Below are 19,338 nucleotides of genomic sequence, written 5' to 3' on the forward strand. Positions count from 1 at the left end.
TCTGCCCGACGCCACCCTCGTGCCACTGAACTCAGGCCACTTCGCCCTCCAGGACTGCCTTCCCGACATCGCCGCCGGCATCAACACCTTCTACGACCAGAACGTCAAGACCGCGCGGCCAAGCCTCGCGAACTACGCAGTCCGGTCGCCGGCATGGTCCTGATGCGGCGGGACCTTGGTCCAGTTCACGTGTCTGCGGGGACGGTGGTGCGTTCGTGGGGTGGGGCTGGTCTGGCGGAGCTTTGGCGTAGGGCTGTAGCTTCGGCGAGTAGGTTCTGGGCTTTGGCCGGCTTCCCTTCTAGTCGGGCCAGGCCCTCGAGCGCGCTTGCTGTCAGGCCGGGTTCGCCGACGTGGCGGCCGGTGTTGAGGAGCTTTTCGTAGCGGTCGTGTGCGGCTGCGGTGTTCCCTTCGGCCTCGTCGCAGCGGGCTAGACCCGCCAGCGCTAGACCTTCGGGGACCGGCGTACCGATGGTTCGGAAGCCGAGTTCGGCCTCCTGGAAGCGGGCACGGGCCTCGGGCCAGTCGGCGCGGAGCTGGGCGAGCAGCCCGTAGCCGTAGGCGGCGAGGATCGTCCCGGCGCCGTCGCCGATGTGCTCGGACGCGGCACCAGCCTGGTCGAACAGCTTCTGGGCAGTGTCGACCTCACCGAGGTTCAGCCGCGCGACACCGAGGTCGGCGAGGGCCCATTGGACTGTGTTGTAGAGCCCCGCGCCGGCGGCGACGTCGATGGCCTCCTCCAGCACGTGCGCGCCGTCCTGATATCGCCCGAACTGTCGCAGCCCCCAGCCGAGGTGGTACAGGATCGCCGAAAGGCCCCACGGGTCGTCGAGTTGTCTGAAGGCTGCGGCTGTCGCGCGGCCGATCGGTTCGGCGTTCTTCTCGTCACCGCTCTTCAGTGCGGTCTCCATGCGCACGAAGCCGATTACGGCTTCACCCCAGAGATCGCCGTCCGCGGCGAACTGGTCCTGCGCCTCGCGGAGCAACTGGTCGGACCGCTCGCGATGCGCGCCGGTGACGCCCTCGACCGCGAGCAGTACCCGAGACAAGGCCGCGCGCGATACGTCGCCGACCTGCTCGAAGATTGCGAGGCTCTCCTGCGCCGTCTCTGCGCACAGTGGGCTCGGATGCACGAGGCAGGCACGGGGACGTTCGACCAGCGAGACCGCTTGGAGCGCCCGTGCCCGCGCAGCCGGCGTACCGCGGTCCGAGGCGAGCAGCCGGGCCAGCACCTCGCGCCCTTCGAGATGGCGGCCCAGGTGCCAGAACAGACCCAGAGCGCCGGCCATGTTGAGTGCGGAGTCCACGTCTCCGGACCGGCCGAGCCATGCGAGGGCAGCCCGGATGTTCGGCTGGTCATCACGCAGCCGTTTGAGGGCGGCTCGCTGCCCTGGTCCGCGGAGCGCCATCTCCGCCTCCTGCGCAAAGTCGCGGTAGTACAGCGCGTGCCGCCGCTCCAGCGTCTCGTGATCGTCCGCGGCAGCCAGGCGTTCAGCGGCGTACTGGCGCAGCGTCTCCAGCATCCGGTACCGCGTCGTCGGCCCAGGCTCAGCCACGACCATCGACCGTTCGACGAGCCGGCCCATCGTGTCGAGGACTTCCCCGCCCGGTGTGGTGTCGTCGCTGACGACGGCCTCGGCCGCGGTGAGGGTCCAGCCGCCGTGGAACACCGAGAGCCGACAGAACGCACGCTGCTCGGGCTTGCTGAGCAGCGCGTAGCTCCAGTCGACAGTTGCCTTCAGCGTCTGTTGCCGGGCCTCGGCAGTACGCGCGCCGGAGGTCAGAAGGGAGAACCGTTGGTCGAGTCGGTCCGAGATCTCCATGGCCGACATCGACGACGTACGTGCCGCGGCGAGCTCGAGCGCAAGCGGGATGCCGTCGAGTGCACGGCCGATGCGACCGATCGCCACGAGATCGTCGGCAGCGAACACGGCTCCCGGTCGCACGGCACGCGCACGCTCGACGAAAAGCTGTGACGCCGGGTACGCGAGGATGCGCGACGCGATCGTCCCCTCGGGCGCCGTCTCCAGCGGTACGACGGCCACCTGGACCTCATCTGGTACGGCGAGAGCCTCGCGACTCGTGGCGAGCACGGTGACCCCGGGGCAGCGTCCGAGGACTTCGTCGATGAGCTCGGCGGCCGCGTCGATGACGTGTTCGCAGTTGTCGACGAGCAGCAGCATCCGGCGCCGTGCCAGGTAGGCGATCAGCCGTTCGTGCACGTCCCTGTCCGCCGCCGCGCCGTCCAGCGGTACGCCGAGAGCGTCGGCGACGGCGAGGGGGACTTGGTCGGGTGCGGTGACAGACCCCAAACGCACGCCGATCGCACCGTCTGGAAAGGAACCGGCTGTGCGTACGGCGGTTGCCAACGCCAACGAAGTCTTGCCGGCTCCACCGGGTCCGATCAGCGATATCAGGCGTACGCCGCCCAGCAGCTCGGTCAGTGCGTCGAGTTGGGCATCGCGACCGATCAAAGGCCGGACGACGGCCGGCAGGTTCGTCGGGGCCGCGCGGTCGCCCTGTGCACGCTGCCGTTGGGCTGACGTGGAGATGGGTGCCGGTGGAGAGAGTTCAGGTTGGCCGCCGAGCGACTCGTCTTGACGGAGTACCCGCTCGTGCAAGGAACGAAGGGACACCGATGGTTCGAGACCGAGCTCGTCGTCGAGAGCCTCGCGTGTCCGGGTGTACACATCGAGCGCGTCGGCCTGCCGGCCGCTGCGGTACAGCGCCACCATCAGCAGGCCGGCCAAGGACTCCAGGGTCGGGGCGTTGGCGACGAGCGGTTCGAGGTCGGCGGCAACTTCATGATGCCGACCGAGGACGAGGGCGATCTGCGCTCGTTCGGTGAGGGCTGCCAGCCTGAGCTCGGTGAGGCGGCCTGCCTCGGCCAGCGCCCAGTGCTGGGTGTTGAAGTCCGACAGAGGTTCTGCTCGCCACAGTGCCAGCGCATCGTCGTACGCCTGCAGATGATCGACGTCGTAGTCGGACCCGGCGGCGTTGGCGTTCGCACGCGCGGTCCGGATGCGGGCGTCGAAGTCCACGGCGTCCACCACCGCGGGGTCGACGTTCGCGCGGTAACCGACACCTTCCCGTGTCACGACTTCGGGGATGCCGATGCTCTTGAGGGCGCGTCGCAGCTTGGACACCCGGATCTGCAGGGCGTTCATCGGGTCCATCGGAAGCGACGACTCGGACCACAGACGGTCGATCAACAGAGTTGCCGGGATCGTGCGGCCGGGCGAGAGGAGCAGCTGCACCAGCAGTGCGCGCTCGGCGGTACCGGGCAGCGTCACCGCCTGGCCGCCGACGGTCATCTCCATGGGACCGAGCAGGCCGAAACGCACGTCGTTCACATCACTCCCCCTCCCCCGCTCCTGATCATCCTTCCTGACTGCCCGGAGCCCGGCAACGGTGCGTACCGGGTCGGCTCGGCCCGACGATGAGGCTGAGCCGACCCGGCAGGGGTCAGTGCGTGGCGACGGTTGCCGACCGCTCGCCGGTCGGCGCCTGGGTCTGCGGCTTGGGTGACTTCAGCCACGCGGCGGCGAGCAGCGCGCCGACCGCGGCGATCCCCGCGGCGCCGATCAGCCCGGCCGAGAACCCGCTGGTCAATGCGGCGGCGTCACCGGCTTGGTCAGCACCGAAGGCGGCTGCGACCGCGGTCATCGCGGCCAAGCCCAACGCCGAACCCACCTGGTAGTTGGTGTTCACGATCCCTGAGGCGAGACCGCCCTCCTCCGGTGCGACGGCCGACAACGCCATGCCGAGCGACGGGATGAACGCCATCGCCATCCCGGCCGCGGTGACCAGCGTCGCCGGCAGTACGTCGACCGCGAAGCTACCGTCGGCACTGATGAACGACAGCCAGACGAGCCCCGCCGCCAACGTGGCCAGCCCGGCCACGGTCATGGTCTTCGGACCGAAGCGGCCGATGAGCTTCGGCGCGGCCGTGATCATGCCGACCATGATGGTGACGGTGAGCGGAAGCAGCGCCGCGCCGCTGGCGAAGGCTCCGAGCCCCAGCACCTGCTGCAAGTAGAGGTTGACGAAGAAGAACATCGGAATCCACGCAGCCGCGAGCAGGAACTGGGCGGCGTTCGACGCGGCCAGATTCGGCGCCTTGAAGATCCCGAGGCGCACCAACGGACGCCGCTGACGGGCCTGGAGAGTGACGAACAGCGTCAACAGGGCAACCCCGCCGATGCCGACCAGCACCGTCGAAGCGGAGGTCCAGCCCGACTCCGGTGCGCGTACGACGGCGAACACGATCGCGGCAACGCCCGCCGTGACGATCGCAGCGCCGGCCAGGTCAACAGAGCCGCGCTGGGTCAGACCCTCCGGCATCGCGGACCGATGAAGCAGCAGGACCACGACCGCGAGCGGCACGTTGATGAAGAAGACTCACGGCCAACTGGCGTACTGCGTCAGGACGCCGCCGAGAAAGACGCCCGCGGTACCACCCGCCGGAGCGGCCGCGCCGTACAGGGCGAGCGCCTTGGTCAGCTCCTTGGGAGTCGCTCCGAAGATCGTGAACAGCAGAGTCAGTGCGGCCGGCGCGATGAGTGCCGATCCAGCTCCCTGGACCGCTCGCCCTGCGAGCTCGACGGCGACATTGCCCGCGAATCCGGCCACCAGCGAGCCGGCCGCGAGGATCGCCCAGCCCAGCCCGAAGATCCGGCGCGCACCGAACAGGTCGGACAAGCGTCCGCCGAGCAGCAACAATCCGCCGAAGGCAACGACGTACGCGTTGAAGACCCAGCTCAGGTCCTGGGGCGTGAAGCCGAGGTCTTGCTGGATCCGCGGCAAGGCGACGCCGATGATCGACGTGTCCATGATGACCATGAACTGAGCCGCGGCGATGAGCCCCAACGCCAGCCAACGCCGGCGACTCGGCCTCACCGCAGATGGTGTGGTGGAAGACATGGTGTGCCCTTCTCTCGTGACGATCAGCCGACGGTGGCTGTGCCGACGAGCGTCACGAACGGCCCTGTCTTCGCGCTGTCCCGATCCTGTCGACGCCGGCTACAGCTCGACCGGCGTTGGATCATCGAGAAGCCGTACGGCGTACGTCGACCCGGCGAACGCGGCCAGTACGTCGCCGGCCGCCATCGTGCCGCTGAGCCGAATCAGGGAGCGGCTGACGTCGGCGACTACGGTTTCCACGCCGGGGACATCGCGAAGTCGTGCCGTGACCTCTCGTACGCAACGGCGGCAGTCCATCCCGCCGACGAACAAGCTCAGGTGCCGCATGGCATCCACACCTTCCAGTGGAGATTCGCTGACACTCCACGGTGCGATCCAGCGATGTCCAACCGCTGTCCGGCGCGACCGCCACCCCTCTTCCCGACAGCATCCGGACAGTGCGCGGCAAGGCCGGCGCTTGAGCATCGAGACAGCAGGGACAGACCCTGGTCTGGGGGGCCTGACGGTCGGGTCCAGTGACTACCGGGGAGGGAATGATCATGCAAGACACGGCTCGTCCCGCAAGGCAGATCGGCAAAGTCGTGGCCGGATCGCTGGCCGCTGGTCTCGCGGCTGCGGTGATCCTCGCGTTCCTGCCGGTTGGCACGGTGGATGTGGACTTCGCTACCGCGATGGTGCTGTTCGGCTTTGGTCTCGGGTGGGCGCTGATGGCGGTTCTGTCCGGGCGGTTCACCGATCAACCACAACGCTGGGCGGTGGCGCCGGCGATCTTCATGGTGCTGTCCGGGGTGCTGGTGCTCGTGGCCCCGGACTCCGTGGTGGATGCGCTGGGATGGGTCTGGCCGCCAGCTCTGTTGGTCTTGGTGGTCTGGGTCTGGACCCGCGCCCGGCGCGACCTGCACAGCCGGACCAGGGTGTGGTTGCTGAACCCGGTGTTGATCGTTCTGGTGATCCTCGCCCTCGGCGGAGCGTACGAGACGATCAGCCGCGCGACCGGGCCTACGGTCGCCATGCGCGGCCAGCTCGTCGACGTCGGCCCGTACCGGCTCCATCTGGAATGCACCGGCTCAGGCAGTCCGACCGTCATCCTCGAGCCCGGCGCCGGCGGCTCCGCGGCCTCGATGGGCTTGATCGCACCCGCCGTGGCCCGCGACAGCAGAGTGTGTGTGTACGACCGGGCCGGGCGTGGCTGGAGTGATCCCGCCGCGACTCCACCCGATGCCGCCCAGATCGCGACCGATCTCCACGAGCTGCTGCAGCGCGCCTCCGTTCCGGGGCCGTACGTACTGGCTGGTCACTCCTTCGGCGGCCTGTACGTGCGGACGTACGCCGCGAAGTACCCCGACGAGGTCGCCGGTCTCGTCCTGATCGACTCCACCACCGCCAAGACCACCCCCGCGCCCCCACCGCAGGCCGGTTCCTACAGCGTCTCGAAGCATCTGTCCTCGCTGATCGCAACCACCTCTCGGGTAGGGGTCGGGCGCCTTCTCTCCTCGATCAACTACTCGGACCTACCGCCGACGTACCGAGACGACGCACGCACAACCGCCGCCACCGGGAAGGAGATGAGCGGCACGATCGACGAGTACGGCGTCGCGAGCCGATCCGCGGCCCAGGCAGGAACACTGCGCACCTTCGACGCGAAACCCCTGATCGTCCTGACCGCCGCAGTCGGAAACTCCGAGGGATGGATGGAGGCCCAGAACGAATCGGCCACCCTGTCAACCAACAGCCTCCACCGCGTCGAGCCGGGCGCAACCCACATCGCCTTCATCGACGACCCAGCCCACACCCCCGCAGTAACCCACGCCATCCACGACGTCCTCGTCTCCCTCCGCACCGACGAACCACTGAAGGGCCCCTAGACCACGGAGTCCGGCGAGACCCTCTACCGGATGGTGGTTCCGGTGGAGGTGTAGAGCTCGAGGGTGATTCTTGGGTCGTTCAGGTGGCTGATGGCTTGGATCAGGGTTTCGGCGTGTTCGTGGTTGCGGTCGACCAGCAGGCACAGCCGGTTGGCGCGGTGGTCGACGCCGCCGCTGATGCCCGAGGCGCCGGCCCAGGCGGTCTGATGCTCGAGGAGTCGGGCGGCGAGTTCCTCCAGTTCCAGGGCGGAGTACTGAACCTGTACGAACATCAGGCGCAGCCACGTCGGGCTCGTCACCAGCAGGAGGAGTCGTGCTTGCTGGAGGGCGTCCTCCGTCGTCATCTGGATCGTCAGCGTTGACGTCGATGGATCCCACAGCATGCCCCCGTCGTACGCCTGCAGATGCTTGAGCTTGGCGCGAACTCGAGCGCGCTCCTCCGAGTACCTGGCGTCGCCCGTCACGTCCAACGGCACCCACTCTTGCGCACCGCTCGTTTTGGGGTCGTCTGCAGCCGCCACAACTGGATGCTAGGCAGGAATAGAGCAGGAACCAGTGGTTGACGGTTAGGCCCAGGCGGTGCGGGCCACCAGCTCCGGAAGCGGCCGGACCCGGGAAGCTGCGAGTATGGCGGGGTGGATCGCCGAGTCGTGGGTGACGGTGCGGTTGGGCGTGCGCGTGCTCGGAACGGGCGGTTCCTCGAGGTGCTGGGGGCGGCTGAGCACAATTTGCGGGATGTTGAGGTGTCGTTCGGGCCGGGGTTGACCGCGGTCGTTGGGGTGTCGGGGTCGGGGAAGTCGTCGTTGGCGTTCGACGTGGTGTACGCCGAGGCGCGTCGGCGGTTCGTCGAGTCGCTGGCGCTCGGTGGAAACAGAGCGCGGGTTCCCGCTGCGAGGGTCCGGCGGATCGAGGGTCTGGGTCCGGCGGTGGCCGTCGCCCAGAACGTCCTCAACCGGAACCCGGCCTCGACCGTGGCGACGTCGGTCGGGCTGCATCCGTTCCTGCGGATCCTGTACTCACGGTTCGCCGAGGTCGAATGCCCGCACTGCGACGTGCCGGTCCGGGCGCTGTCCGCCGAGGAGCGCCTCACGACCGCACTGGATCTGCTCGCTCGCAACGACGGGCTCGACGTCGAGGTCGCGATCGTCCGAGGGCTGGTCGGAAGTCACGCCCGCCTGCTGGCCGGCGTACGAGACCAGTTCGCCCAGGTCACCGTCGACGGAGGCTCGGCGAATCACCTCGACCCCGCGCAGCCTCACGACATCGTTGTACGAGTAGCCACCCTTCAGCCAGGCGTCTCGGCCGCCGAGGTTCGGGCCACTCTGGAGCAGGCCGATGCGTTGGGCAGACCCGAGGTGTTGCTCAGTGGTACGCCGGTACTACGTGCGCCGATCTGCCCCCGATGCGGCGCCTGGGTCCGGCCACTCTCCCCCTCGGCGTTCAAGAGTGACAACGACACCTCGTCACACCGCATCGCCGGCCTCACCTTCCAGGAATTGATCGGCCGATCGGTGACCGAGGTCCTCGACTTCGTACAGCAGCTCCCGCTGCGCGCGCGACGGATCCAAGAGGAGTTGGAGAGACGCCTGCGTCCGCTGCAGGAGTTGGGCCTCGGCTACCTCGCCCTCGACCGATCGATGCCGACGCTGTCGCGCGGTGAGGCGCAACGTACCCGGCTCGCGGTCGTGCTCTCGGGGCGTCTCGAAGACCTGCTGCACGTCCTCGACGAGCCGACCATCGGCTTGCATCACAGCGATCTCAGCCGACTGCTCCACGCCATTGCCGCTCTGCCCGGCCCGGTGCTGATGGTCGAACACGACCCCTTGGCCGTTGCCATGGCCGACGACGTCGTGGAGATCGGCCCCGGCGGTGGCGGCTCCGGCGGACAACTGGTGTTCCAAGGTCCGCCTGCGGACCTGTGGCGCGCCAAAACGGCGTCGGGCATCGGCTTCTCCGCCGGCGCTCGCCGGCAGACATCACGACGTCCGGTTTCCGATGACCGGATCCGCGTCACCGGGGCGAGCCTGCGCAACCTCCGCGCCGTCGACTGCGAGATCCCGCTCGGATCGTTGACAGTGATCACCGGGCCATCAGGAGCAGGCAAGACCACCCTGTCCCACGACGTGTTGCTGGCGTCGTTGCGCAAGCGTGGCCCGATCGGGTGTACGGCGTTCGCCGCGCCGGTGACCCGGGCTCGTGCGGTGGACCAGGCACCGCTGGGCAACAATCCACGGTCGAATCCAGCGACGTACACCAAGGTGCTCGACCGGATCCGTGACGTCTTCGCGAACGAGACCGGACGCTCCGCATCGGAGTTCACCTTCAACCGGGCCGAGGGCGCGTGTCCGGACTGCGAGGGGATGGGATCGGTGGCGATCGGCCTGAGCTATCTGGCGCCGATCTGGGTTCGGTGCGAGGCCTGCGACGGTCAGCGCTACCGACCCGAGGTCCTCGAAGCGACCTGGGCGGATCGATCGATCGCCGACGTACTGGCGCTGAGTGTTGACGAGGCCGCAGCGATGTTCGCCGAACACCCGTCGGTGACCCGCATCCTGGGCTCACTGCAGGAGGTTGGGCTGGGCTACCTGACGCTCGGGCAGCCATCTCCGAGCCTCTCGGGTGGGGAAGCCCAGCGCGTGCGGCTGGCCCGCGAGGTGGCCAAGGCGCGGTCCGGCGACCTGGTGCTGCTCGACGAGCCAACCACAGGTCTGCACCCTGGCGACCTCGATCGATTGCTGGCGGTGCTCGACCGGCTGACGGACAACGGCTGCACGGTGGTCGTGGTCGAACACCAGCCGGACGTGATCGCCGCCGCGGACTGGCGCATCGATCTGGGCCCGGGCGGTGGTCCCCATGGTGGACGGCTGCAGCACTGCGGGCCGCCCGTTGCCGAGAAGCAGCCGAAGGTGCGGCCTCGCACCAAGCCGCGCACCGACCGACGATCCAGCGATGCCATCCGCGTCCGCGGCGCCCGCGCCCACAACCTGCAGGGAGTCGACGTCGACTTCGCCAAGGACCGGTTCACCGTCGTCACCGGCGTCTCGGGTTCGGGCAAGTCGTCCTTGGTCGGCGACATCCTCGAGTCGGAGGCGACCAGGCGGCTGCTGGAGTGCCTGTCGGTCTACGAGCGGCAGTCGGTCCGGGAGGGCCCAGAGGCTCCGGTCGACTCACTGACCGGCCTGGGCCCGACGATGAGTACCGACCCGTCCGGCTCGAGGTTCGACGGGCGCGGGCCGGGATTCTACGTCTGGGATGCCAACCGGGTGACCGTCGGTCGGTCCAGCGATCTCGACCGTCTGTTGGCCGTGATCATCGCCCGGGCAGGTGTCCGCACGTGCCTTGCCTGCGGTCGCGACACAGTACGCCGCACGTCGCCGAAGCCGGAGGCAGCGTGGAGCTGTGACGACTGCGGGACCAGTGCGGTGCCGATCGAGCCGCGTCATCTGGTCGGGTCACCGGTGTCGGCCTGTCCGCAGTGCCTGGGACTCGGAGTCGAGCGCGAGTTCGACTTCCCCACACTGATTGTGGACCCGGATGTGCCCATCTACGGCGGCGTCTTCGGCGGCAGTCTGGCCTGGTTCGGCACCACCCGCGGCGAGGAGCCGCCGATGCGGTCGCTGGCCGAGCGCTACCGGTTCGACTTCGACCGCACCCCCTGGAAGGCGTTGAGTGACGAGGCTCAACACGCAGTGCTGTACGGCGACGCGTTCTGGCGCGGGTTGAACGCGTGGGCTGCGAACGATGTCGGGGGCAACGAGTCGACCGAGTTCCCGTGCCGGGAGTGCGCCGGCCGGCGGCTGCGTACGCCGTACCTGGCGATCCGCCTCCAGGGACGCGGACGGGATGAGCTCTTCTCGACCTCGTTCGCCGACCTGGAGACCGTCCTGACCTCGATGGACGGGCCCGACGACCAGCAAGCGGCGGAGGCCCGGAGCGTCGTACTGCGTCGGCTCGGCTTCCTCCGTGCCGTCGGGCTGGGCTATCTCCAGCTCAACCGGTCGACGTGGACGCTGTCGGCCGGTGAGGCGCAGCGCGTCAAGCTGGCCTCGGTGCTGGGCGACGGTCTGGTCGGGATGACGGTCCTGCTGGACGAACCCTCACGGGGTCTGCACCCCTCGGAGGTGACCGCCCTGGCCCGGACGCTGACCGAGTTGCGGGCCGCAGGCAACACTGTCATCGCCGTCGAGCACGACCCGATCATCATCCGCGCGGCGGACGACGTGATCGAGATCGGCCCCGGTCCGGGGCGAACTGGTGGTCGCGTGGTCGAGCTGGACAGCCCGCAGTCGGTGACGCGAGCGGTTCTGGATGGACGGGTTCCGACGACGTACCGCGATGCACGCCGGGAGCCGACGGGTTGGATGCAGATCACCCGAGCGCGGGAGAACAACCTGGACGGACTCGACGTCCGCGTACCCCTCGGTGTACTGGTCGGCGTCTGCGGGATGTCCGGATCGGGGAAGTCGACGCTCGTCGTCGACACCATCGCGCTGGGCCTGACCCCGCCGAAGACCAACATTCCCGGCAGCGGCGTGATCCGCGTCCGGCCCGGCGAGCACGACGCCATCTCCGGAGCGCCCCAGCGAACGGTCGTGGCCGACCAGTCCCGGGCCGAGATCACCTCACCGGGGATGTTCCTCGGGTTGATCGGTGCCCTGCGCAAGCAGTTCGCCGCGAGTGAGGCGGCCGTGGAGCAGGGCATCACGATCAAGGACCTGACGTATCAGTGCGACGCCTGCAAGGGAAAAGGGGCGTGGCAACAGGACATGTCGTTCCTGCCGTCGGTGCCGCAGACCTGCGATGCCTGTGGCGGATCCGGGTATCGCCGCGAGGCCGCCACGCTGCTCCACCGGGGCCGGAGCCTCGCCGACATCGAAGCCCTCACCATCGCCGAAGTGGTCGACGAGTGGGGCGACATCGACGCGGTGCGCCGGGTGGGCGGGGCCGCGGTCGCACTCGGGCTCGGCTACCTCGTCGTACGCCAGCCGGGCTGGAGCCTGTCGGGCGGCGAAGCGCAGCGGCTCAAGCTTGCCAAGGAGTTCGCCCGTACGACGAAGGCGACCGCCCTGTACATCCTCGACGAACCCACCGTCGGCCTCCAGGCCACCGACGTCGCAGTACTGGTCCGCACGCTCGACACACTCATTGCCGCCGGCAACAGCGTGTTGGTCGTGGAGCACGATCCGGCCTTCCTCGCCGCCTGCGACTGGCTCATCGAGCTCGGGCCGGGCGCGGGACCCGACGGCGGCCGGATCGTCTTCGAGGGCCCACCCGACGCTCTCGCCGAAGCCGGCACCGCCACCGCGCCCCATCTTGCCGAGGTGCTGCCATGAACCTCGGCACCTTGCTGCTCGGAGATCCGTCCCCGTCGCTGCGGTGGCGGGCCGCCCGCGAATTGGCAGGCGCCGACGACGCGGACGCCGAGGTCATCGCGTGGCGTACGGAGATCGATCGGAGTGTGGAGATCGGCGTACTGGTCGGGCGCCTGGAGGCGGCCCAGCCCTATGCCGCGGGCTATCTGCTGTGTCAGCTGGCCTATCTCGGCTACCGCGGGCCTGCGATGGCGGCCGCGGTCGAGAAGATCTTCGACAGCCAACAACCGGATGGCTCGTGGTCGATTCCGCCTACCGGCCCTGGCCCGATCGAGGGTGCTCGCTTCATCACCATGCACACCGTCGTACCGCTGCGCGGGATCGCCGCGGCCGGGTTCGCCACTGATCCCCGGGCCGAGCGTGCCTATGAGTGGCTCCTAGCCGTTCGCCTCCAGGACGGGTCCTGGCCGGCCGGACCGAAAGCCGACCTCGGGGAGGAAGGCCGCCCGACGCCGCCGGAGAAGGAGTACCGCCGGCTGCCCCGCGGGCTCGGTTGCCGATCGGCGACGACCGGCGCCGTTGCGTGCCTGGCGCTGCATCCTGAGCGCCGGCGATCCGATGTCGCCCGCATCGGCGTCGACCATCTCCTCGCCCGCGAGACCCGGGACGCGTCGACTCTCGGTTGGGAGGTGTCCCGTCTGGTCGGGCTCGAACGAGCGATGGGACAGGTGACGTTCTACGCCACCCACGACCTCGCTTTCCTGCTCGACCTCGTCTCCCGTTGCGGCGTCTCCGCAGAGGACCGCCGGGTGCATGACCTCGTCGACTACCTCGAGACGCTGCGCGGGCCGTACGGATTGTGGCAACACCCCGCCCATCCGCAGCTCGCCGGCTGGCTGTCGCTGGACATCGAGAACAGCCTTCGACGCCTCAGGGACGGCGACTGGATCGGCAACGAGGAGCCCGCCACGTTCACCTCCTCCCGCCGCAGCCGGCGCCGCTACTGACCCGATCCATCAGAGTTCGAGCCAGCCGAAGCCGATCTTCCAGTGCCGGCCTGCGCGCAGGTGATCGATCACGGCTCGCTGGAGAGTCGTCCGGCGGGGAAGGGTCGCAAGGTCGGTATCGGGTGAAGCCTGGAAGATCCGGGACAGGATGTCGGCGTCGCCGTCCCGCGTCTCGGGTACCAGGTGGAAGCGGCGTTGGAAGCGGATGATGTTGGAGTCGGCCGGCAGGTATTCGGCGAGCTGCTCGTCGAGGATCCACGATCCACATCGCGCGAGCCGGTACGTCTCCTCGGGGAAATGCCGGGCAAAGAACTCGCCCGCAAGGCGGAAGGAAGCGTCGCAGGCGGCCGGATCCAAGGGTCCGGTCGGGGCAGCGTGCACACCCAGCGCCGGATCGGACTCGTCGAACGGAAGTCCGGCGGCCTGCACCGCCGGGGCAAGGAAACCCAGGTCGCCGCGGTTGAACCCCAACCGGCCAAGCAGATAGATGCCGCCGCGGAAATGCAGGTCGATCCAGAACGGCGCGTCGAGCCCGCCGGTGCCGAGCCGTTGCCGATGGGACTCCACGGCATTGCCAAGCGCCGCCAGCGTCGCCCAGGAGATGTCGTCAGGGATGCCACGTTCTTCGTGGTACGCGCGGACAGACGGAAGAACTGCGAGAAAGACGTAGACGTAGAAGTAGCGACCCCAGCCGTCCGGCAAAGCCGGCCACGATCCACCCGGCCGAAATCCGCCCATATCTGCGACGGTCCGCTGAGCACAACGTCGTACCAGCCAGGACAGGGTGGGATTGCGCTGCAGCTCGGACAACCCACCGACGATCTCGGCCGCGTCCTGCGCCGGTACGCCGAGTCGAAGCAGGAGCGTCAGTCCGGTCTCGGGCGCGGGTACGTCGAGCTCGTCGCGAGGCTCACCGGCTCGCTCCAACTCCCCCAGCCACGTCGTCAGGTCTGGATCGTCCCCGAGGAACGCGCCGACCTCCTCGACACCGAGATTCATCGCACCCTCCGCCCTGCGCCACGAATGCCAGCAGTCGGACCCTAATCGATCAGAGGTCCGCGACCTGGGCGGGAGCCGCGTGGGTCCGCCTTATTGGCGTGCGATCGGTCAGAGGCATCGATAGGGTCCTGTGCTGACGTGGACGTACAGGAGACTCCTACCAATGGGCTTGAGAAACTATCTGATCGACGGCGGTTCCGGCACCGGCAAAACCACGGTCTGCGACGAACTCCAGCGACGGGGCTATCAGGCGATTCATGGCGACAGGGAACTCCGCGCCACACCGGATCCAGCCACGAGTGACGTCGCCTCCGACAGTCACCTACCGCCCGTCTGGGATGTAGCGAAGGTCAAGTCCTTGATCGCCGGCCAGGACGAGGCGGTGACGTTCTTCTGCGGTGGTTGCAGGAATTCTTCGGAGTTCATCGACCTTCTGGACGGGGTTTTCATCCTCGAAGTCGTCGACCTTGACACCGTGATGCGCCGGATCGACGAGCGTGTGGCCGTTGACCCCACCGACTGGGGTGGACGGCAAGAGGAACGAGAGATCATCATGCGCCTGCACCACACGAAGGAAGGCATCGCCCAGGGATGCCCGATCGACGCCACCGCACCGCTCGAGTCCGTCGTTGACGACATCCTCCGTCGCATCCACTGACCCACGCGCTCCAGTTCGAGACTCTTCGGCGTGACCACACCGCCGACACTCCTTCCACCACAGACCCCCGCACGCGAGGTAAGACGGGCCGATGGTTCGACGCCAATCAGGTGGGACAACCTCGCCTGCCGGCGCGGCAACTTGCCGGCGGCGAACGCCGAACCACAGCGAAGGAACACGAGATCAACCACAACATGCAGTCCACCGACGACCTGGCGATCCTCGAGCAGCTCAACAACGACTACGTCCGGTCCGACCAGTTCAACGATGTCCAGCGCTTCAGCGAGCTCCTCGCCGAAGACTTCGTCGTGCAGACGCCGGGCGTCACCCGCAACCGGGCCGAGTTCCTCGAGTACATCGCCAAGCCGCGCCCCTTCAAGGATCTCGCTGTCCACGACGTGAAGATCCGCATCCTCAGTGACGTCGCCCTGATCCACGGCCGCAGCAACTACACCATGATCGCCGATGGAGCCGAGCAAGAAGCCCTGTACACGGACGCGTACCAGAAGCGTGAGGGCACCTGGGTCTGCGTCTCCGCCTGCGCGATCGCTCCGGGCACCTAAGCCGTCCCCAGCGCAACCGACACCGGTGTAGCCGCCCCACAAGGGCGGCTACTCCGACGTAGCTGCGCGCCGTGGAGGTAGGTGGTTCAGGACAAAAGAAGGGCAAGGCTCGATGCACAACGTGGCTCCAGTGATCAACCTGGCTCGGCGGCGCAGAACGCTCCGGCTGGCATTCCTCTCCGCGGTGATCTCCCTGATGGCCGCGTTCGCCGCGAACGCCGCGCCGGTCCCGCTGTACAACACCTACCGGGCCGAAGACGGGTTCACCAACGCCGGCGTCTCGCTGGCGGTCGTCGCCTACTCCGTCGGCACCATCGCCGCACTGCTGGTGCTGGGACGAGTGTCCAATCACCTGGGCCGACGGCGTACGGCGATCGCCAGCCTGGGACTGCTCCTGCTGGGCTGTCTCCTCTTGTTGAATGTGCACACCATCGGCACCCTGCTCACCGGTCGACTCTTGATGGGCGTCGGTGCAGGGTTGGCCAGCAGCAGCCTCACCTCCTACATCGTCGACGCCGCACCATCCCGGCCGGCCTGGCTGGCCTCCGTCGCCTCCAGCCAGACTCCAATGCTCGGCCTCACCGTCGGCGCTATCGCCTCGGGCGCCCTGGTCCAGTTCGGGCCCTGGCCACGCGAACTCATCTACCTGGTTGCCGTCGGCCTCCTGCTTGTGTCGGCCGCGCTCATCGCCATCAGCCCGGAAACCGCAACTCCGACACCGGGTGCTTGGCGATCACTGCGACCCAGCGTCCGCGTTCCGGCCCGGGTCAGGCATCTGCTCCCTGTCGCGGCCGCAGTGCTCCTGTCCACCTGGGCGACCGGGGCCTTCTACCAAGCCTTCGTACCCGCGCTGGTCGACGATCAACTCCACACCCACAGTCCGCTCGTCCTCGGACTGGTGTTCGCCGCCTATATGGCTCCGAGCGTTCTCGGCGCTCCCCTCGGCGGCCGGTTCACACCCGCGGCAGCCCAACGCATCGGCATGATCGCCTTCCTGGCCGGAATGATCGGCATCGTCACAGCGATCGCCTCCGGCACACTCGTGCTGTTCATCACCGCAACCATCGTCGCGGGCGCCAGCCAAGGCATCGCCATCAGTGCCACCACGCGCGGTCTGCTGCACGGCAGCATCCTGGCCGACCGGGCACCGGTCTTCACCGCGATCTACCTGCTCTCGTACAGCGGTGCCGCCTTCCCCAGCCTCATCTCCGGCCTACTGTCCAACGGCTTCTCGCTGCCACAGATCACCCTCGGGTACGGCGCACTTGCCCTCGTCGCCACCGTGTTCACTGTCATCACTGCGCGCAACCCGCAGACGTCAGACTAGGTCGCCGAGTCGTCGCCATCGATCGGGGTGCCGCGAAGGTAATGGGAGAACGAGGAATCACGCTTGGGGTTGCGGTGATAGCGCGCCGGAACGAGGCGACCTTCCAGGTCGTCTGCCGTGCTGTCGGCGATGCGCCAGAGCCGGCGGGTGAGGTTGCCGATGGCACCCACGTGCGGCGACGACGGATGGCTACGCGTCGGCGACTTGTCCTGCTTCAGGAGCAGCTCTTCCGCCAGGGACTTGACGATGCCCTGATCGAACTCATCCGCGATTCGGGCCGTCATCCGACTCTCGAGTTCCTCGTGTTCTGACAGCAGCCGCATCACGACGTCCCACACTTCGCCAAGTCCGAGATGGAGGTAGCGGCTGTCGCCGTACTCGCGTCCTTTGAGCACGCGGAGAGACTTCTCGAGCTGCTTGATGTTGCCCAGGTAGGCGGCTACGTCGCCGGCGGGCGAACGGCCGGCGTGGCTGAGGAGGAGCTCCGTCGTCGCGGCCAGATGCTGTGCTGCGTAGGCCGAGAACATGTCGGCCTCATGTCGCCGGTGTGTGAGCGGAGTCGCGCCGGCTCGGGACTCGTCGACCAGATCGCGCAGCCTCGCATGTTCTGAGCGCATCGCGGCGTCCAACGCGGATTCAGCTGGACCCGCCTGGTGCAGCGTCCGGCTGTCGGTCATCCCTGGCCTTGCGGGGTCGACCACCACGTAGTAATCCGGGTGCGTCCGGAGGAATCTGTCGACCGCGGGACAGTAGTTGCTGATCCGAATCCCTTGCCTCAGCAGGTCGTCGAGAACGACCCGAATCAACATCGTTGCCAGCCCGCGGCCACGACGGTCAGGGCGGATCTCGGTCAACCCGAGGACCCTGCGACCCTCGACGTCCCGGAAGTCCAGCGTGCCGACCACCGCTGAATCGAGCCGAAGCTCGTAGTAGCGCAGGTCTGCGTCTTCGACGACGAGAATCTGGCCGTTGTGGTCGTCCATCAGGATCGTCATGTGGCAGAGCTCCTTGCACGCCAGGGTGACCGTATTGTGATTCAGTGCCGCCGGCCGGGGAGGTTCTTACGTCCCTGAGATCGCTGCCTGGACGAGCAGCCTGAGCGCTGGAATCACCTCTGCCTCGAACCATGGATTCCTGGCCTGCCAGCGGAAGTTCAGCGGCGAGGGGTGAACCAGGGGAATCCGCTCAGGCACGTACTCACGGTAGGCGCGTACCGTCTCGGTCAAGGTCCGCTTGGCGGCACCTTCGAGGTAGTGCTTCTGTGCGTAGCTTCCGATCAGGATCGTGAGGCGCAGTTGCGTGAGTTGCTTCAGGATGCGCGGGTGCCAGGTGGGCGCGAAGTCAGGTCGTGGGGGAAGGTCGCCGTGCGCACCTTTGCCCGGATAGTAGAAGTCCATCGGAAGTAGCGCGACCGTGTCCGGGTCGTAGAACTGCTCCTCGGTGACACCGAGCCACGCCCGCAGCTTGACTCCGCTCGGATCATTCCAAGGGATCTGGCTGTCCTGCGCGCGCTGGCCGGGTGCTTGGCCGATGATCACGATCCGGGACCGTGGCGACGCGGTGTAGAGAGGTTCGTGCCCGCGTTCGGTCGCCCAGGCATTGGCCGGGTCGTGAGTCAGTTCCTCGTGAATCGCGGTGAGTTCGTCCACGGCTGCCCGATCCATTCTCTCATTCTGATCGTAGTACGACGTTCGTGCGCCGGCACCTCGTCCCTCACGTCAGCAGGGCATCAGAAGAGGACGATACAGATCAGTGTGGACGCAGGGTCACCGCAGGCCCACGAACTGAAACGTGGCTGTCTGCAATGTACTACACCACACATCCAGCGGATTGGCTTCATGTCGTATTGGACTATATCGTCCATATGGACTACTACTTCACCGATCGCGGGAGATCCTGTGGACGACGATGCTTCCGGGCCCTGCTCGCAGCCGCGAGTCTCCACGGAGGTCGCGAGAGAGAACCGTGCCTGGGTTCACGACCTCAGTGTCGGTGGCCCTTGTGGTGAGGCAGCCAGTCGTCGGCTGCATGAAGTTCTCCTCCGGGGAGCGAGAGCGGAGGTGGCGCGGCGGGCGTCACGGCTGCGGCTGGCCGGCCCCGAGTTGGACGACATTGCGCACCAGGCCGCCGCCGACGCTCTGCTGGCGATCTGTGGCAAGATTCAAACCTTCCGCGGCGACTGCAAGTTCACCACGTGGGCGTACAAGTTCGTGATGTTCGATGTCACCGCCAAGGTCAGTCGCCACTTCTGGCAGCGCGCCGGCGCCAGCGTCGCGTTCGACGAGGACGACTGGGACCGTCTACCGGCAGCAGGTGGGCTCGAGCCCGAGACTCACGTCGAGAGACGAGATCTGCTGGATGCCGTGCACCGTGCCGTCGACGAGAAGCTGACCGCGAAGCAACGGTTCGTCTTCGTTGCTCTGCTGAACGGGATGCCGACCGACGACGTGGCAGACCAGCTGGGTGCGACGCACAACGCGATCTACAAGGTGATGTTCGACGCACGCCGGAAGTTGAGAACCGCACTTGTCGACGCCGGCTACCTTCCGGGAGCGAAGCTCGGCTGAGTCCGGACCTTCTTGACGTTCTGGTCGTAGAAGGTGTTGATGCCGGCAGCGATGTCGGGAAGGCAGTCCTGGAGGGCGAAGTGGCCTGAGTCCAGTGGCACGAGGGTGGCGTCGGGCAGG

Annotated in this window: 13 protein-coding genes and 1 pseudogene; 7 read left to right on the forward strand and 7 right to left on the reverse strand. The window is 67.7% G+C overall.

The genetic code is table 11. The features are described 5' to 3' along the window. Positions 1-185: 185 nt before the first annotated feature. From E0H73_RS45315 to E0H73_RS46435, 3 genes and pseudogenes are all read right to left on the reverse strand, one after another. The gene (locus E0H73_RS45315) at positions 186-3,350 is read right to left on the reverse strand and encodes an AfsR/SARP family transcriptional regulator (RefSeq protein WP_131367488.1); all 3,165 of its coding nucleotides are present in this window, start codon (positions 3,348-3,350) and stop codon (positions 186-188) included. A gap of 112 nt (positions 3,351-3,462) precedes the next feature. Further along, a pseudogene (locus E0H73_RS45320) lies at positions 3,463-4,920 on the reverse strand (MFS transporter). Between the two features lie 99 nt (positions 4,921-5,019). After that, positions 5,020-5,247 carry a cation transporter gene (locus E0H73_RS46435; protein ID WP_165556178.1) on the reverse strand — a complete coding sequence of 76 codons (228 nt, stop codon included), beginning with the start codon at positions 5,245-5,247 and terminating at the stop codon, positions 5,020-5,022. Positions 5,248-5,459: 212 nt separating this feature from the next. Between E0H73_RS46435 and E0H73_RS45330 the strand changes: the two genes are divergently transcribed. Further along, positions 5,460-6,785: an alpha/beta hydrolase gene (locus E0H73_RS45330; protein ID WP_202867937.1), complete on the forward strand. Its 1,326-nt coding sequence runs from the start codon at positions 5,460-5,462 to the stop codon at positions 6,783-6,785. Between the two features lie 23 nt (positions 6,786-6,808). Here E0H73_RS45330 and E0H73_RS45335 read toward each other — a convergent pair whose 3' ends face one another. Next, positions 6,809-7,306: a hypothetical protein gene (locus E0H73_RS45335; RefSeq protein WP_131367492.1), complete on the reverse strand. Its 498-nt coding sequence runs from the start codon at positions 7,304-7,306 to the stop codon at positions 6,809-6,811. A gap of 114 nt (positions 7,307-7,420) precedes the next feature. On the opposite strand from E0H73_RS45335, the gene E0H73_RS45340 reads away from it, so the two are divergent. After that, positions 7,421-12,118 carry an ATP-binding cassette domain-containing protein gene (locus E0H73_RS45340; protein ID WP_131367494.1) on the forward strand — a complete coding sequence of 1,566 codons (4,698 nt, stop codon included), beginning with the start codon at positions 7,421-7,423 and terminating at the stop codon, positions 12,116-12,118. Next, complete coding sequence (locus E0H73_RS45345; RefSeq protein WP_131367495.1) at positions 12,115-13,104, forward strand: hypothetical protein; 990 nt, start codon at positions 12,115-12,117, stop codon at positions 13,102-13,104. Before E0H73_RS45340 ends, E0H73_RS45345 begins: the two co-directional genes overlap by 4 nt. A gap of 9 nt (positions 13,105-13,113) precedes the next feature. On the opposite strand, the gene E0H73_RS45350 is transcribed toward E0H73_RS45345, so the two are convergent. Next, entirely contained in the window at positions 13,114-14,103 is a 990-nt protein-coding gene (locus E0H73_RS45350) for an acyltransferase domain-containing protein (protein WP_131367497.1), read from the reverse strand. Positions 14,104-14,233: 130 nt separating this feature from the next. Between E0H73_RS45350 and E0H73_RS45355 the strand changes: the two genes are divergently transcribed. The 3 genes from E0H73_RS45355 to E0H73_RS45365 all read left to right on the forward strand — a co-directional run bounded on the left by E0H73_RS45355 (position 14,234) and on the right by E0H73_RS45365 (position 16,651). Beyond that, the gene (locus E0H73_RS45355) at positions 14,234-14,761 is read left to right on the forward strand and encodes an AAA family ATPase (protein WP_202867938.1); all 528 of its coding nucleotides are present in this window, start codon (positions 14,234-14,236) and stop codon (positions 14,759-14,761) included. A gap of 110 nt (positions 14,762-14,871) precedes the next feature. Beyond that, complete coding sequence (locus tag E0H73_RS45360) at positions 14,872-15,324, forward strand: nuclear transport factor 2 family protein (protein WP_202867939.1); 453 nt, start codon at positions 14,872-14,874, stop codon at positions 15,322-15,324. A 130-nt stretch (positions 15,325-15,454) separates the two neighbouring features. After that, entirely contained in the window at positions 15,455-16,651 is a 1,197-nt protein-coding gene (locus E0H73_RS45365) for an MFS transporter (protein WP_202867940.1), read from the forward strand. Here the strand turns inward: E0H73_RS45365 and E0H73_RS45370 are convergent. After that, on the reverse strand, positions 16,648-17,646 hold the full coding sequence (locus E0H73_RS45370; protein WP_131367499.1) for a GNAT family N-acetyltransferase: 999 nt from the start codon (positions 17,644-17,646) through the stop codon (positions 16,648-16,650). The two genes, E0H73_RS45365 and E0H73_RS45370, sit on opposite strands and share 4 nt — an antisense overlap. A 66-nt stretch (positions 17,647-17,712) precedes the next feature. Continuing rightward, positions 17,713-18,315 carry a uracil-DNA glycosylase family protein gene (locus E0H73_RS45375; protein ID WP_131367501.1) on the reverse strand — a complete coding sequence of 201 codons (603 nt, stop codon included), beginning with the start codon at positions 18,313-18,315 and terminating at the stop codon, positions 17,713-17,715. 396 nt (positions 18,316-18,711) lie between these two features. On the opposite strand from E0H73_RS45375, the gene E0H73_RS45380 reads away from it, so the two are divergent. Next, positions 18,712-19,218 carry a sigma-70 family RNA polymerase sigma factor gene (locus E0H73_RS45380; protein ID WP_202867941.1) on the forward strand — a complete coding sequence of 169 codons (507 nt, stop codon included), beginning with the start codon at positions 18,712-18,714 and terminating at the stop codon, positions 19,216-19,218. Positions 19,219-19,338 lie beyond the last annotated feature (120 nt).

This window comes from Kribbella pittospori (assembly GCF_004331465.1).
Taxonomy (GTDB): domain Bacteria; phylum Actinomycetota; class Actinomycetes; order Propionibacteriales; family Kribbellaceae; genus Kribbella; species Kribbella pittospori.

Excerpts from the sequence above, each read along its gene's own strand:
- E0H73_RS46435 (WP_165556178.1), bottom strand. The coding sequence starts at position 5,247 with ATGCGGCACCTGAGCTTGTTCGTCGGCGGGATGGACTGCCGCCGTTGC.
- E0H73_RS45330 (WP_202867937.1), top strand. The coding sequence starts at position 5,460 with ATGCAAGACACGGCTCGTCCCGCAAGGCAGATCGGCAAAGTCGTGGCC.
- E0H73_RS45345 (WP_131367495.1), top strand. The coding sequence starts at position 12,115 with ATGAACCTCGGCACCTTGCTGCTCGGAGATCCGTCCCCGTCGCTGCGG.
- E0H73_RS45350 (WP_131367497.1), bottom strand. The coding sequence starts at position 14,103 with ATGAATCTCGGTGTCGAGGAGGTCGGCGCGTTCCTCGGGGACGATCCA.
- E0H73_RS45370 (WP_131367499.1), bottom strand. The coding sequence starts at position 17,646 with ATGACGATCCTGATGGACGACCACAACGGCCAGATTCTCGTCGTCGAA.
- E0H73_RS45375 (WP_131367501.1), bottom strand. The coding sequence starts at position 18,315 with ATGGATCGGGCAGCCGTGGACGAACTCACCGCGATTCACGAGGAACTG.